Consider the following 15,174-nt stretch of genomic DNA (forward strand, 5'->3'; position numbering starts at 1 on the left):
TTCTGCTACTCGTAACCAACTCGCTGCCGGAAGGCCACCATCATGAGCCAGCCGCTGCCCCTGACCACCCTGCGCGGTCACCACCGCACCTGGCAGGTCCTGCACGCGGAGGGCGAACTGGCGCCCCTCGGACGGCTGAAAGCCGGACTGCCGCGGCCCGGGGTGCCCCGCTTCGACCCCCGCTGTTTCACCCACGAGGAGGACATCCTCACCGAACTGGCCGCACTCGGCGTACGGCGCATCGCCCCGGTCTACCGGCTCGGCCCGGATGAACGGCGCGTGCACGGCTTCATCGAGGGCGAGCCCCTGTCCGCCATCCGCCCCCCGGGCGCCGCCCTGGCACCCGGGGAACTGGCCCAGCTGAGCGGCCTGTTCGGCCGCCTGGCCCGCGTCTCCCCCGCCGCCCTGGCCCGGGTGCACAGCTGCCCGGCCGCGCTCCGCCCGCGCACCAGCCGGGACTTCATGCGCGGCCTGGTGCGGTTCACCCGGCGGCGCGTCTTCGCCGTGCACAGGACCGCCCTGCACGGGCTGTTCGCGGCGCTGCGCGTCGACCCGGTGGTGCTCTCGCCCACCGGGCCGCTGGCGCGGGACGCCGCACTGCTGACCGACCGGCCGTTCTGCCTGCTGCACGGCGACCTGCACCGCGACAACCTCATCGTCGCCGAGGCCGACGGCATGCTGTGGACGATCGACTGGGAGCTCGCGCTCATAGGCGATCCGCTCTACGACGTCGCCACGCACCTGCACCTCATGCGCTACCCCCCCTCGCAGGAGCACGCACTGCTGACCCAGTGGGCGCGGGCCGTGGACGAACGGCTGCCGGGAGCGGCGGCCGGCCTGACCCGCGACCTGCCGCGCTATCTGGCGTACAAGCGCGTCCAGTCGGTCTTCACGGACGTGATCAGGCAGGCCCAACGGGTGGCCGCCGCGCCCCCTGAGCAGCGGGACATGGCGCTCGCCACCGCGGGCGAGATGGTCAGCACGGCGCTGAGGAAAGCCGCCCGCACGCTGGGGCTCGGCCGGGTGCCGAGCCCCAGGGCGGTGGAAACGGTCTACGCCGCGTTCAGTGCCGCTCCAGCTCCACCTTCGGCAAAATCCGCGCCAGCGGTGCCGGCAGCCACCAGGCGCGCCGGCCGAGGAGTTGCATGGCGGCGGGGACGATCAGGCACCGGATGATCACGGCGTCCACGAAGATCGCCACCGCCATGCCGAAGCCCATCTGCTGGAGCATCCGTTCCGGGCTCAGCATGAACGCCCCGAACACGACGATCATGATGGCCCCGGCGGCGGTGATCACGGACCCGGTGTGCGCCAGCCCTTCGCGGACGGCGTGCTCCGGGTCCTTGGTGCGTTCCCACTCCTCGTGGATGCGGGAGACCAGGAAGATCTCGTAGTCCATCGAGAGACCGAAGACGACCGCGAACACCATGACCGGCAGATACGCCTCGATCGGGCCGCCCTCGACGCCGAACATGCCCTCCTGGAACACCAGCGTCATCGCGCCCAGCGCCGCGCCGATGCTCAGCAGGTTCAGCACCGCGGCCTTGAGCGGGATCAGTACGGAACGGAACACGACCATCAGCAGGATCAGGGAGAGGCCCACCACGATCGCGATGAACAACGGCATCCGCTCGGCGACCTTGATCGAGTAGTCCTCGGTGGCCGCGGTCGCCCCGGTGACCATGTAGTCGGCACCCGAGCCCTGGGACACCGCGGGCAGCACCGTGTCCCGCAGCTCGGACACCAGCTCCGACGTCGCCTCGTCCTGCGGCGCGGACTCGGGGAACACGAACAGGGTGGCGATCGCCCCGTCCTCGGTCGGCACCGGCGGGGTCACCGCCTGGATGCCCGCCGTGCCGCCCAGCTCGTCGGCCGCCGCCTGCGCCGCGGCCGCCGCGCCCCCGTCGCCGCCCTCGGCCACGATGATCAGCGGACCGTTGAACCCGGGTCCGAAACCCGTCGACAGCAGGTCGTACGCCTGCCTGCTGGTCGAGTCCGGCGCGTCGTTGCCCGCGTCGTTGAAGCCGAGGCGCAGGTTCATCGCGGGCAGGGCCAGCGCGACGATCGCGCCCACGGCCAGCACGAGCGCGATCACCGGATGCCGCTGCACGCCCCCGGCCAGCCGCCGCCAGGACGTGCCCGCCGGCGCCTTGCCCTTCGCCGCCCGCTTCTCGGCCCGCGCGGTGAACTGGCGCGCGAACCGTTCGCCGAACACGCCGAGCAGCGCGGGCAGCAGCGTCAGCGAGGCGAGCATCGTCACCAGCACCGTCAGCGCCACGGAGAGCGCCAGGCCCTGGAGCGAACCGAGGCCGAGCACGACCAGGCCGAGCAGCGCGAGGATGACGGTGCAGCCGGCGAAGAACACCGTCCGCCCGGCCGCGTCCATCGCCCGCGTCGTGGCCTCCTCCGGCCGCGCCCCGTCCACGAGTTCCTGACGGTAGCGGGCGAAGCTCAGCAGCGCGTAGTCGATGCCCACGCCGAGACCGACCAGCATCATCACGTACGGCGTGTAGTCCGCGATGGTGAACGCGTGCGAGACCACGACGATCAGGCCCATCGTCGAGCCCACCGCGAACAGCGCGGTGATGACCGGCAGTCCGGCCGCGATGACCGTGCCGAACATGAAGACCAGGATGACCAGCGCGGCCATGATGCCCGCGCCCTCGGCCGCGCCGCCCTCGCCCTCGGCCAGGGCCCTGGCCGCGTCGCCGCCCAGCTCGACCCGCAGCCCGTCGCCCTCGGCCTCCTGCGCGGCCTCGAAGATCCGTTCCGTATCGGGCACCGGCATCTGCTCGGACGGGGTGTCGAGCACCACCGTCGCGTAACCGATGGTGCCCTCGGGCGAGATGGCGGACGCGTCGTCGTACGGGCTGCGCACCTGGGTGACGCGCGGCAGCTCCGCCACCTCGGCGAGCATCTCCCCGACGCGCTGCTCGATCACCGGGTCGGCGAGCCCCGCATCGTGCTGGAGCACGATGTCCAGCGTGTCGCCCGCCTGTCCCGACCCGTGCTCCGCCAGCAGGTCACCGGCCTCCTGGGACTCGGTGCCCGGCAGCGAGTAGTCCTCCCGGTAGTCGCTCCCGGTGGCCGAGGCGACGCCCCAGACCCCGATGAGAACAGCCAGCCAGAGGCCGAGTGCGAGCCATCGGCGCCGGTGCGCGAATCCGGCCACGCGTGCGAACACGCTGGCCCTGCCCGGTGATTGAGTGGCGGTCATGATCTTTCTCTCCCGTCGGAAACACGAAAATCGACAAGCTCGGAACGTTCGGAACGCTCGAAGGACTCGGTGGACCGGGCGCGTTCAGAAGTAGGCACGGTCCGTCGGCTCGGCCCTCCCCCCGAACGTGCGCCACAGCCACGCCTGCGCGGCGATCAGCAACGGCAGGACCGCGATCAGCACCGGCACGAGCAGCCGCAGCGACCGCTCGTCCGCCGCGTGCTCGGTCAGCGGCAGCCCGGCCCCCGCGAGCACCGGCATCGCGGCCATCACGACCGAGGTGAGGGCGAACGAGTTGCCGCCCGCCCGGCGCCCGGCCATCATCCGGGCCCGCTGGAACGGCCGCCCGGTCAGCCGCAGGGCCGCGTACCCCATCCCGTGGGTCATGAACAGCAGGGCCACCGCCGCCGCGGTCGGCGCGCCCACCGCGAACGGCGCCGGTGCGTCGTGGTGCTCCGAGAGCAGCGAGGCCACGGCCCAGCCCCAGCCGAGCGCGAGCAGCCAACTGCCCACGACGATCAGCACGTCACCGGCCGCCGGCAGCTGCCTGCGCCACCAGATACCGGCGTCACGGATCATCCAGCCCGCGAGCACCGGCACGAGCACCAGCAGCAGCCCGCTGAACAACTCGCCCTCCAGATGCGGGAAACAGCCGATGAACACCCCGGCGGCGGCGACCAGCCACACCTCGTTGGCCAGGAACATCGGCCAGAAACCGGCGGCGACCAGATCCCGTTCGGCCCGGTCGCGGCCCAGGTAGGGCAGCAGCATGCCCAGGCCGATGTCCGCCCCGCCGAGCAGGAAGTACCCCGCGAAGAACAGGCCGAGCAGCAGCGCGGCGGTCAACTCCACGACGGTTCCCTCCGCTCCGGCCCGGTGAGCGCGATACGGTCCTCGGCGCCCGGCACGTGCGGACCGCGGCGCGCCCAGCGCAGCAGCAGCCACCAGTTGACGACGACGAGCAGCGCGAACAGCGGCACGAACACCCCGAAGGACACCCACATCTGCGCCGTCGGCACGTCCGACACCGCGTCCTCGGTGCGCAGCAGCCCGTAGATCACCCACGGCTGGCGGCCGGCCTCGCGGAAGACCCAGCCCGCGATCATCGCCACGTACGGCAGCGGCACCAGCGCCATCAGCAGCACGTGCCAGGCCCGGAGGCCATGGACGGCCCGGCGGAACGCGGCCAGCACCACACTCACCAGCAGGGGGAACATGATCAGTGCGAACACCGTCATCATCAGCAGCCCGGCGCCCCGCGTCAGCGCCTCGGGCGGCACGTAGTCGCCGGGCCCGAAGCGTTCCGTCAACTCGGCCTGGAGACGGGCGATCTCCGCGGTGTCGTTCTCGAGCACGGCGAGCTTCATCGGCTGCCACTCCCCGAGGCGCCCCTGCTGCACGCCGCCGAAGGAGACCGTGGCGAAGAGGGCGGGCAGCGCGGTGTACACCCCGAGCCGCAGGGAACGCCGGTGGAAGCCGTCCTCGTCGGGACCCGCGCGGCGGAAGAGGTGATAGGCGCTGACCCCCGCCATGAACAGCGCCGCCGTCAGCAGCGCGCCCGCCACCACGTGCCCGAACGCGAGCAGCGTGCTCGGATTGGTCATCAGCGCGCCGGGGTCGGCGAGTTCGAGCGTGCCGTCGGATGCCGTGGCGTGGCCGGCCGGGTGGTTGAGGAAGCCGTTGGTGACCAGAATCCAGTACGCGGACAGGTAGGCGGTCAGCGTGACCACCCACAGCACGCCCAGGTGCACCCACTTGTTGAAGCGGTCCCAGCCGAGCAGCCACAGCGCGAGGAACGTCGACTCCACGAAGAACGCCAGCACCGTCTCAAGCGCGAGCGAGGCGCCGAACACGTCGCCGCCGAACTCCCCGAGCCCGGCCCAGGCCATTCCGAACTGGAACTCCATGACCAGCCCGGTGACGATGCCGATGGCGTAGTTGATGACGTACAACTGCCCCCAGAACCTGACCATCCGCAGATGGACGGGCCGCGCGCCGCGCAGCGTCGCGCGCGTCTGGAGCACGGCCAGGATCGTGGCGAGACCGATGGTCAGCGACACGAACAGGAAGTGCCCCCCGGCGGTCAGGGCGAACTGCCAGCGCGCGAGGTCGAGGGTTTCCGCTTGCACGCCTCCACGGTCGGCCCACGGCTCGCCCCGCCACGTCCCCCGCCGGGGTGCACCCCGCATACCTCGGAAGTTGCGCCCGCCCCCGGCGGCGTACCCCCCGGGTTGTCACCCCGCCGCGGCCCCGCGCCAGACCATCGCCCCGGTCAGGCCGAGCCGGCCGGCGTCAGCTCATCCAGCCCGGTGTGATCATGCCCGACTCGTAGGCCAGGATGACCAGTTGCGCCCGGTCCCGCACGTCCAGCTTCGTCATGATGCGGCTGACGTGCGTCTTCGCCGTGGCCGGGCTGAGCACGAGGTGCCGCGCGATCTCGTCGTTCGTCAGACCGGCGCCGACCAGGCCCATCACCTCGCGCTCGCGATCGGTCAGCGCGTTCAGCCGGGGGCTCGGATCGGGCTGCCGGGCCCGCCCGGCGAACTCGGCGATCAGCCGCCGCGTCGCCGTCGGCGCGATCAGCGCGTCACCGCGGGCGCACACCCGGATGCCGTGCAGCAGCTCCATCGGCTCGGTGTCCTTGACGAGAAACCCCGATGCCCCGGCGCGCAGCGCCCCGTACACGTAGTCGTCCACGTCGAAGGTGGTGAGGATGACCACCCGCACGTCCTCAAGGCCGGGATCGGCGACGATCTCCCCGGTGGCGGCGAGCCCGTCCTGCTCCGGCATCCGGATGTCCATGAGCACGATGTCGGGCCGCAGCCCCCTCGCCAGCCGCACCGCCTCGCCCCCGGTCGACGCCTCGCCGACGACCTCGATGTCGTCCTCGTCCTCCAGGATGGACCTGAACCCGGCACGGACGAGCTTCTGATCGTCGGCAAGCAGAACCCTGATGCGCGCGCTCATGAGCCACAGCCTAGGCCCTGCCCCGCCCGGCACGGCCGCGCGGGATTCGCGATCAGCGCCCCCGGGCATGTCCCCTTCGGGGCGTGCACCCGAAGGGATACGGCATGGCGGGGCAAGGGGAGCCGTCGCTGACGGCGGACGGGTTCGAACGGTTCTCACTTTCCGAGAAGTTCGAGCCGGAGTTGATCGACACCTGGTACGAGGGCCTGAAAGCGGAGTTCGCCGACCTGCCGGCGGACCCGTACGGAGATCCGGAGTTGCGCCGCTATCGCAGACACTCCTCGGCGGTGCTGCTGCCGTGGGAAAGGCGGCTGCACTGGGTTCCCAAGATCGACCACCCGGAGTACGGCGAGGTCGCGCACTATTTCCAGGGCGGCTACAACCCGGAGCACCAGGACGAGGACCGGTACTTCCCGGCGATCGCTGCCCGGGCGGAGAACAATCCGCTGCTCGAACGCATCGTTCTCTTCGACTTCGCGCAAACGTGGTGGGGCAGACAGGAACGCAGCCTGCCGCTGCACGTGGGGGTCCACTTCATCAAACTTGCCGTCGCGGACGGTGAAGGGGCGGCGGTCTCGTCGCCCAATTTCCTGCACCAGGACGGCGAACCGTTCCATTTCGCCCACCTGGTCTACAAGCAGAACGCGGTCGGCGGCACCAACTACGTGGCGGACGTGCAGTGCGCGGGCGCCCAGCCGGCCGACATATCCCCCGAACTGCTGGTCGCGACCTTCGATCTGGAGCAGCCGCTGGATTCGTACGGCATCCACGACGAGCGGGTCAGCCACCACGTCGATCCGATACGCCGCGGCGACGAGCCCTGTCCGGGTGAACGTGCCGTGATCCTGGTGGACATCACGCCCCTGGTAAAGGCAGTGTGAGGCGCCGAAGTGGCCGGAATCAGCGCTCTGGGACCGCCAGCAGGACCGCTACAATCGCCTTCGCCGCCGCTGCCGCGCGGCAGCGGGGTGCCGTGGTGCACGCGCCCCGCACGGGGGCCAGCTGAATGAAGGAGCCATGTCCGTCTCATACCTGTTCAGCACCTATCACGCACCACCCGACGACTTTGTCGACCGGACACGCGAAGTCGGCAAGCTCCTCGGCTTCATCGAATCAGGCTGCCGGGTGTGCACCGTATACGGACTCGGCGGCGTGGGAAAGAGCGCGCTGGCCCACCAGATCGCGCACGTGGGCACCAAATCCCACCGGCGCACCATCTGGGTCTCCCTGACCAACGCGCCGCCCGTCGCCGAGTTACTGCACGGCATCCTCTCCCTTTTTCCCGACCGCGACGCGCAGGCGGCGGGCACACCCACCGAGCAGCTCGGCGCCTGCCTGACGGACGAAGCCTGCTTCATCGTCTTCGACAACCTTGAGGTGCTGCTCGACTCGGAGCGTTTCTCCAGTGAATTCCGCCCGGAGTACGAGGAGTACGGCACGCTCCTGCGCTATCTCGCCTCCGAGCCGCACCGCTCGACAATTCTGATCACCTCGCGAGAAAACCCGTCGTTTCTTCGCGAGACGAATACGACCGTGCGGTCCCTGCACCTCCAGGGACTGCCGAAGGCCCCCGCCAGGACCCTCCTCGCCCGCCGCGGGCTGCGCGGGGACGTGCGGCTGCGCGGGGACCTCGTCAGCAAATACGACGGCAACCCGTTGGCGATTCAGCTCGCCTCCGACCTCATTCTCGATATACACGACGGCAACATCGCCAGATTCGTCGAATCCGGCGAGTACGTGTTCGGCGAGCTGCGCGGGCTCTTCCACCAGCACTTCGAACGGCTGACGCGCGTCGAACGCCTGGTCCTCTTCCAGCTCGCCGCCGCCCGCAGGCCCCTGACGGCCCGCGAGATCTCCGCGGAGGCACGCTTCGGCGAGGAGTCGACGGCGACCCTGCTGCAACGCCTGCGGCGCCGGTCGCTCATTCAGGAGAGCGACGGAAGCTTCGGACTCCAGTACATGATCCAGGAGTTCGTGACCGCGCGGCTGAACGCGGACTGCGTCGACGAGATCCACTCCCGCCGGCCCGACGTCCTGCCCCACTTCGCCCTGGTGGACGCCGGGGCGCCGGAGCATGTGCGCGAGGCACAGCGCCGTTTCCTCACCCAGCCGATGATGGACATGCTCCGGGACCGCCTCGGCTCCGACTCCCAGGTCACCCCGCACATCCTGTCGCTGCTGGACGCCTCCCGGGTCGGCCGCCCGTTCTACGGCACGTATCTGGCCGCGAACGCGCTGTCCGTCCACCAGGCGTGCACCAGCGACCTGTCGGGACTCGACCTGTCCGAGCTGGTCCTGCACCGCCTCGACCTGTCGGGCTTCCGGCTCTCGGACGCCAGCGCGCGCTTCACGGAATTCTCCGGCTGCCGCTTCCCCGGGGTCTACCACTACGTCTTCGCGCTGGACTTCTCGCCCGAGGGGAAGGTCGCGGCCATCGGGCAGAGCGGCGGCTCGGTCGTCCTGGTGAACGTGCCGGACGGCACCATGCTGAACACCCTGCACTGGGAGGCCGACTGGGTCAGGACGCTCGCCTTCTCACCCGACGGGCGGCGGCTGGCCTGCACGGACGAGCGCGGCCGGCTGCGCGTGTGGGACCTCACGACCCACCTGCCCACCGACTTCGCGGGACACGACCGGCAGATCCGCAGCGTGGTCTTCTCCGCCGACGGGAAGACGCTGTTCAGCGCCGGCGAGGACCGGCGCGTCCTCGCCTGGCCGATGGACTCGGACGAGCGGGAGCCGCGCCTGCTGTGCGCGCTCGACGCGGAAGTCTGGCAGCTGCACAGCGCCCCCACCTCGCCCCTGATCGCCGCGGCCTGCGACAGCACCTGCCTGCGCATCTGGGACACGGCCACCGGCGAAGAGGTGGCGCTGGCGGGTGCCGGGACGGTGGCCGGCAGGTCCCTGCGCTTCTCCCTCGACGGCAGGCACGTCTTCGTCGGCTGCGACGACGGCACGATCCGGGTGTGGAGCCTGGAGAGCCGGGCCCTCGTCGCCGAGTTGCCCGGCCACACCTCGTCGGTCTGGGCCCTGGCCACGACCAGATCCGCCTCTGGCGAGGTGCTCATCACCGGCAGCCACGACGAGACCATCCGTGTCTGGAGTGCCGCCGAGCCCGGGACCGCCCGCTGCGAGCGGGTGATCACCAGCCTCGACGGCCCCGTGTGGCCGGTGGCCGCGGACGGCGAGGGCCACTACTTCGCCACCGTGGGGCGCAACTCCACGATCCGGTTCTGGGACACCGCCGACGCCGAATGCGTCGAAGTACTGTCCGGCAGCTCAGGAACGGTACTCGCGGTGGCCGCGTCACCTGACGGCCGCCTGCTCGCCACCGGCGGGCACGACCGGCTCGTTCGCGTGTGGGACGCGGAGAGCGGCACGTGCCTGACGGAGCTGCAAGGCCACACCGCGGGCGTCCGCGCGGTCGCGTTCCATCCCGCGGGCACCCTGCTGGCGACCGCCGGGGAGGACTGGGACGTCCGCCTGTGGGACCTGCGGACCCGTCGGCTGACCGCCGTGCTGACCGGGTCGCGCAACTGGCTGTGGACGGTCGCCTTCGAGCCGAACGGCCACAGCGTCGCCGCCGCGGGGGCGGACGCGGTCATCAGGATCTGGGACATCCAGGGCCGCGGCGGGGCGCACGCCCTCACCGGGCACGAGGCCCGGGTGCGCGCCATCCAGTACACGGCCGACGGGCAGCGCATGGTCTCCGTCGGCGAGGACGGACAGACGAGGCTCTGGCAGGTCGCCGACGGCACGTCCGACCTGCTCGACACGGTGGACCGGCACGTCACCAGCCTGTGCCTGCTCGACGACAACCGCTGTGTGACCGGGGACAGTTCCGGGCAGCTGCGACTGTGGGACCTCGACTCCGGGACCTCGATCGGGCAGGCGCGCGGCCACGAAGGACCGATCCTCTCCCTGCTGGCCGCCCCCGGCGAGAACACGTTCCTCAGCGCCGGCCGGGACGGGCGGCTGCGCACCTGGGCCGCGGACGGGCCGCGGCTGCTGGGCGTGACGCCCACCTCCAACGGGACGATCCGTTCGACCGCTTGGAGCGCCGACGGTACGCGCGCCGCCGCGGTCGGGGTCGACGAGGCCATCCGCCGCTACGCCTTCCCCGAGCTGAACGAGACGGACGCGCTGCGGGTGGCCCGGCAGTTCGAAGGACTCGACATCACGGGCTGCCGGGGCATCACCGCGGCCGAACTGACCACACTGCTGGCCCTGGGCGCGGTCGAGACGCCCTCGACGAGCCGGCCCGCCGTCCCGCCCCCGCGGCCGACCCGCGCCCTCACCCCGCCCGGGGCCCGGCCGACGGACCTGCCCAGCTCCGCCAGGCCCGCCAAGATGTTCATCTCCTACTCGCACCGCGACGACGAGCTGCGCTCGCAGCTGGAGAAACACCTGAGCCTGCTGCGCTGGCGCGGGCTGCTCGACTCGTGGTCGGACCGGCAGATCCGGCCGGGCGACGAGTGGAACGGGGCGATCGACGACGGTCTGGAGTCCGCCGACATCATCCTGCTGCTCGTCAGCGCCGACTTCCTCGCCTCCGACTACTGCCGGGACATCGAGATGCTCCGGGCCATGGAGCGCCACGGCGAGGGAACGGCACGCGTGGTCCCGGTCGTGCTCCGGGCCTGCGACTGGCGGGCGTTCCCGTTCGGGACCTTGCAGGCGCTGCCGCAGGACGGCAGGCCGGTCACGGCCTGGCCGAACCCGGACGCCGCGTTCACCGACATCGCCGTATGGCTGCGCATCACCCTCGAAGACATCGCGCAATCCGCCCGCGCAGACGGGCCTACCACGGAATGGGGCCCGTCTTGACCCTCGCCTTCGCCAACAACCGGACGGCACCGGGCACTCTGCTGCTGATCAGCCAGGACGAGGTGCCCGGGGACCTGCTCTCACGCCTCGACTCCCTGGTGCGTCCCGTCTGGCGACCGGACGGCGACGACCTCACGGGCGACGGCATCGAGATCCTGGTCACCGCCAACCGCGACCTCGGCGGAACGGAGCTGGCGAAGCTGCCGGACCTGCGCCTCGTCGTCACCACGGGCACCGCCTACGACTACGTCGACACCGCCTACTGCGAGGCCAACGGCATCGCCGTGTGCAACACGCCCGGCTACACCGGCTCTTCCGTCGCCGAGCACGCCATCGCGCTGTACCTGGCGGCCAACCGTCACCTCACGGCCCTCGACGGCGCGCTGCGGACCGGCGCCGAGGCGCCGGGGCGCACGGCCCTTGAGCTGGCGGGCCGGACCGCGGGAGTGGTCGGCGCCGGCGACATCGGCGCGCGGATCTGCGCCATGGCGCAGGGGCTCGGCATGCGGGCCCGGTTCGCCAACCGGAGCCCGAGGACGGTGCCCGGCGCGGTGCAGGTCGACCTGGAGGAGCTGCTCGCCACGTCGGACGTCGTCTTCCTCTGCCTGCCGCTGACGGCGGAGAGCCACCACCTGCTGAACCACCGGACGTTCTCCCTCATGCGGCCGTCCGCCTTCGTCGTCAACATCTCCTCGGACGAGCTGATCGACCCCAAGGCGCTGGCCGCGGCCCTGGAGAACGGGAGCATCGCGGGGGCCGGCCTCGACGTCATCGGCTCCGCGGAGCCGTACCTGGGCCTGCCGAACGTGGTACTGACGCCGGCCCGCGGCTGGTACACGGCCGAGGGGGTGCACCGGCGGGCGGCGACCTGGCTGGGCACGATCGAGAGCGCCCTGGCCGGCCGGCCGGCGCACCGGGTCGTCTGACGGGAGTTGACGGTGGACACCTCTCCGGCGGAAATACTGCGGCTGCACCGCTGGCTGGACGGCACCTCGCGCACCGGAGCCGCGGACCGGTTCCTGTCGGGCTGGCAGACCACCCACCCCTACGTGGGCCGCTACCTGGGCGCGGACCGCGAGGTGCCGAGGAGTCCGCGGGCGCTGGAGAGTTACAGCTTCCTCTCCGACTCCGGCGCCCTGACCGACGCCATCACCCGGTTCCACGCCAAGGCCGACGGCGTCGTGTACGAGCCGAACGGCGTCTACGTGTCCTGCGGTTCGAGCCCGCTGCTGCTGGGCTTCTTCCTCGCGCTGCGGGAGCTGGAGGTCGAAGAGATCTGCTACGCGCCCCCCGTTTACTACTCGTGCTACTACTTCGCCAGATCCCTGGGCATCCCGATGCACCGGGCCGGAACGGACCTGCTGCACGACGAGACGGCCGAACTCCACCTGCCGGAAGCCAAGTCGGCGCTCATCCTGTGCGACCCCATCTGGGTCTTCGGCACCACCGTGCACGAGCGGCAGCTCGAACGGATCGCCCGGTGGCAGCGCCGCACGGGCTCGTTCGTGCTCGTCGACGGCACGTTCCAGTACGCCCGCTGGGACCGTTCCTCGCGCGAGGAGCCGACGTCCCGGCTGGAGCAGGACCTGACGTTCCGCATCGTGTGCCCGACGAAGAGCCTCGCCGTGCACGGCACCCGTTTCGCCTATCTGCTGCTGCCGCCCGCGTTCCGGGAGCCGGTCCGCTACGCGTGCGCCAACATCACGGGCGCCACGGGCACGGCGAACGAGCACTTCGCCCTGCGGATCATGGACGTACTGGACTCCGACGAGTCGAACGACCTGCTCGTGCGGCACATCAGGACGCAGCGCACCGAGCTGATCAGCCGCGGCATCATCCGCTCCGAGGCCGCACCACCGGAGGCGGGCTACTACACCTTCGCACGGCTCGACGAGGCGTCGATGCGGGACGCCATCGTGATGGACCAGCGCTTCTTCGGTCTCCAGGGCTTCCAGGACCACGTCCGGGTCAATCTCCTCCACCCCGGCTGGTCACAGGGCGCCGACGCACGCGCCTGAGAAACGAGCCCTTCTCGTTCGGGTGAACTGGGCCGCCGGGCGGGATCAGCCGGGGGCCGGCGGCGCAGAATTCCCGCGCACGCATGCCGACGACAGCGTCGGCTCCACACCGACCCGAACACCGAGGTGAACGGTGACCACGCAGTTTCTGAACGACCCCACCAGTCCTGAGGGCCTGGCCGAGGGCGAGAAGTTGATCGTCAGCGCGCACACCGGAGGCGTGCTGGTACCGGATTCCTTCACCGACAAGCGGCAGCACCTGAAGGCACTGCGCGAGGATCACACCCGGCTGAACGGCCACCACACCTACCGCTTCTCGCCCGTCGGCGACGGGGGCTTCACCATTCGGCACACGGTCACCGGCCGGTTCGTTGAACCGCTGCGCAAGACCGAAGAGGCCGCCGTGTACGAGAACATCAGGTTCCAGGGCCCCATCCTGCTGGAGACCGGCCCCCTCTCCGACGCCCGCAACGTCTGGGACATCCGGCCGACCGGACACCACTACCAACTCGGGCTGCGCGGCTCCCACCTGGTCATCGGCCTGACGCACCCCGACCACATGGACAGCTGGGTCACGCTCGTCGACCCGTGGTGGAGCACGGACCGCCTGTGGCTCATCCACGACGCCGAGTGAACGACCGGGGACCTCGGGCCCCCTCCCCGGTGAGGCGGGGCCGGGGCTGCCGTCCCCGCCGGACGCGCGAGGTGAGCCCCGCCCGCCGGCCGCGCCACGGGTGGCCGGGCCCTGGCGGGGCCGGTACACGGTGACCGGCACCCACTTCACGGCGGCCGGCGGCCGGCGGACATGCCGACGGCCACGGGAATCGGGCCCCGACTACGCGTTGCAGATCGGGCACTTCTCCGATCGGCGCATGCCGTCGTAGTTCACCATGACCCACCCCGATCCACCACAGGTATTGCAGTCCGGGTCCACCCTGGTCCGCTCATTCATGCGGCTTTCTCCTCTCCGTGCCGAATGCCCGGGCGACTGGCGTCGCCGGATCGTCCAGCCACACGTACTGCCGTTCCCGTGCCACGGTGAAGCCGATACGGTCCAACCCCGGACTGCCGTGCGCTTTCCACGCCAGGTGGATCTTCTCCGCTTCGTCCCACAGATTGCGCGGCCCTGCTTGTGTCACCCGTCCGTCTTCCACCGTTGCGTGTGACGGTCCGGAGCTGAGAATCCCCGCATTTCCGGCCAGAAACGGGATATTGCCGACCACGTCACTGAGCAGCACCTGAAGTCCCGGCTCGGCGTGCAGCAACGGCGTGGGATCGTGCTCCAGTCCCCGGATACGCGGCGACGTTCTCTCAATCCGGCTCACCGGCTGCCGCTGGGCACGCATGAGCATGAAGGAACACACATCGCCGAAGTGCCCGGTGGCCGTACCGTCGTCAAGGACCGTGAGACGCAGCAGCCGCGTGATCGCCGCGTGCGGGAGGACGATAACGCCGCCGGGGCGGGTCTGCCGAATCCAGGGGTGCGGAATGTCCCGCACCCCGCACGTGACGTGCACGCGGTCGAACGGGGCGCGATCGGGAAATCCTGCTGCCCCGTCGCCGACCACGAGCCGGGGCGCAAGTCCGACCCTGCGGAGGCTGGCCCCCGCGGTGGCCGAAAGACCGGAATCGACCTCAATCGTCGTGACCCGCTCCTGGTTTCCGGTGAGATGTGACAGCAGCCCCGCCGTCCACCCCGTTCCGGTACCTACCTCAAGCACCCGGTCCCCCGGCCGGGTGCCGAGGTGCCGCAGAAATGCCGCGATGAGAATCGGGCTCGACGCGGAACACGTCGGCGCGAACGTTTTCGCGGCGTTCTCGGGCGTCAGCGGTGTTTCCCCGTCATCGAGCTGCGTGAACACGACGCTGTCCGAATACACCGCCGTCCACCACGCATCGGGATCGGCATTCCGGTCGATCCACTGCCCACGGCCCGCACCGGAGCCCACGGCCCAGGCCCGGTCGGGAATGAAGACATGGCGCGGAACGCGGATGAGCGCATCCGCGATGTGCGTACGTGTTTCCGCTGTCTCCACCTGACTCCTTCAAAGTCGGCGCACACTTTCGTTCGAAGTGTCATCGACCTCCCCGACGAGCCGACTGTTCACTAGTCTTACCGCCCCGGAAGGCGGGCATGCACGAGCA

The 15,174-nt window shown here is 70.7% G+C and carries 11 protein-coding genes; 6 read left to right on the forward strand and 5 right to left on the reverse strand.

Annotated elements, in window-relative coordinates:
* Positions 1-42 precede the first annotated feature (42 nt).
* Entirely contained in the window at positions 43-1,176 is a 1,134-nt protein-coding gene (locus tag RM779_RS05490; RefSeq protein ID WP_311616317.1) for an aminoglycoside phosphotransferase family protein, read from the forward strand.
* Here the strand turns inward: RM779_RS05490 and RM779_RS05495 are convergent.
* From RM779_RS05495 to RM779_RS05510, 4 genes are all read right to left on the reverse strand, one after another.
* Positions 1,064-3,217 carry an MMPL family transporter gene (locus RM779_RS05495; protein WP_311616319.1) on the reverse strand — a complete coding sequence of 718 codons (2,154 nt, stop codon included), beginning with the start codon at positions 3,215-3,217 and terminating at the stop codon, positions 1,064-1,066. The two genes, RM779_RS05490 and RM779_RS05495, sit on opposite strands and share 113 nt — an antisense overlap.
* Positions 3,218-3,301: 84 nt before the next feature.
* Positions 3,302-4,069 (reverse strand): cytochrome d ubiquinol oxidase subunit II, encoded by a 768-nt coding sequence (locus tag RM779_RS05500; RefSeq protein ID WP_311616321.1) that lies wholly within the window; start codon positions 4,067-4,069, stop codon positions 3,302-3,304.
* Positions 4,060-5,346 (reverse strand): cytochrome ubiquinol oxidase subunit I, encoded by a 1,287-nt coding sequence (locus RM779_RS05505; RefSeq protein ID WP_311616323.1) that lies wholly within the window; start codon positions 5,344-5,346, stop codon positions 4,060-4,062. Before RM779_RS05505 ends, RM779_RS05500 begins: the two co-directional genes overlap by 10 nt.
* Before the next feature lie 163 nt (positions 5,347-5,509).
* Positions 5,510-6,184 carry a response regulator transcription factor gene (locus RM779_RS05510; protein ID WP_311616325.1) on the reverse strand — a complete coding sequence of 225 codons (675 nt, stop codon included), beginning with the start codon at positions 6,182-6,184 and terminating at the stop codon, positions 5,510-5,512.
* A gap of 104 nt (positions 6,185-6,288) precedes the next feature.
* Between RM779_RS05510 and RM779_RS05515 the strand changes: the two genes are divergently transcribed.
* The 5 genes from RM779_RS05515 (at position 6,289) to RM779_RS05535 (ending at position 13,663) form a co-directional block, all read left to right on the forward strand.
* Entirely contained in the window at positions 6,289-7,065 is a 777-nt protein-coding gene (locus RM779_RS05515; protein WP_311616327.1) for a 2OG-Fe dioxygenase family protein, read from the forward strand.
* Between the two features lie 136 nt (positions 7,066-7,201).
* On the forward strand, positions 7,202-11,011 hold the full coding sequence (locus RM779_RS05520) for a TIR domain-containing protein (RefSeq protein ID WP_311616329.1): 3,810 nt from the start codon (positions 7,202-7,204) through the stop codon (positions 11,009-11,011).
* Positions 10,996-11,937 (forward strand): 2-hydroxyacid dehydrogenase, encoded by a 942-nt coding sequence (locus RM779_RS05525; RefSeq protein WP_311616331.1) that lies wholly within the window; start codon positions 10,996-10,998, stop codon positions 11,935-11,937. The genes RM779_RS05520 and RM779_RS05525 overlap by 16 nt, the downstream gene beginning before the upstream one ends.
* A gap of 12 nt (positions 11,938-11,949) precedes the next feature.
* On the forward strand, positions 11,950-13,029 hold the full coding sequence (locus RM779_RS05530) for a pyridoxal phosphate-dependent aminotransferase (protein WP_311616333.1): 1,080 nt from the start codon (positions 11,950-11,952) through the stop codon (positions 13,027-13,029).
* Between the two features lie 133 nt (positions 13,030-13,162).
* Positions 13,163-13,663, forward strand: coding sequence for a hypothetical protein (locus RM779_RS05535; protein ID WP_311616335.1), 501 nt, complete (start codon positions 13,163-13,165; stop codon positions 13,661-13,663).
* A 310-nt stretch (positions 13,664-13,973) separates the two neighbouring features.
* Here the strand turns inward: RM779_RS05535 and RM779_RS05540 are convergent, their stop codons facing one another.
* Complete coding sequence (locus tag RM779_RS05540; protein ID WP_311616338.1) at positions 13,974-15,065, reverse strand: methyltransferase domain-containing protein; 1,092 nt, start codon at positions 15,063-15,065, stop codon at positions 13,974-13,976.
* Between the last annotated feature and the right edge of the window lie 109 nt (positions 15,066-15,174).

This window comes from Streptomyces johnsoniae, from assembly GCF_031845565.1.
Classification (GTDB): domain Bacteria; phylum Actinomycetota; class Actinomycetes; order Streptomycetales; family Streptomycetaceae; genus Streptomyces; species Streptomyces johnsoniae.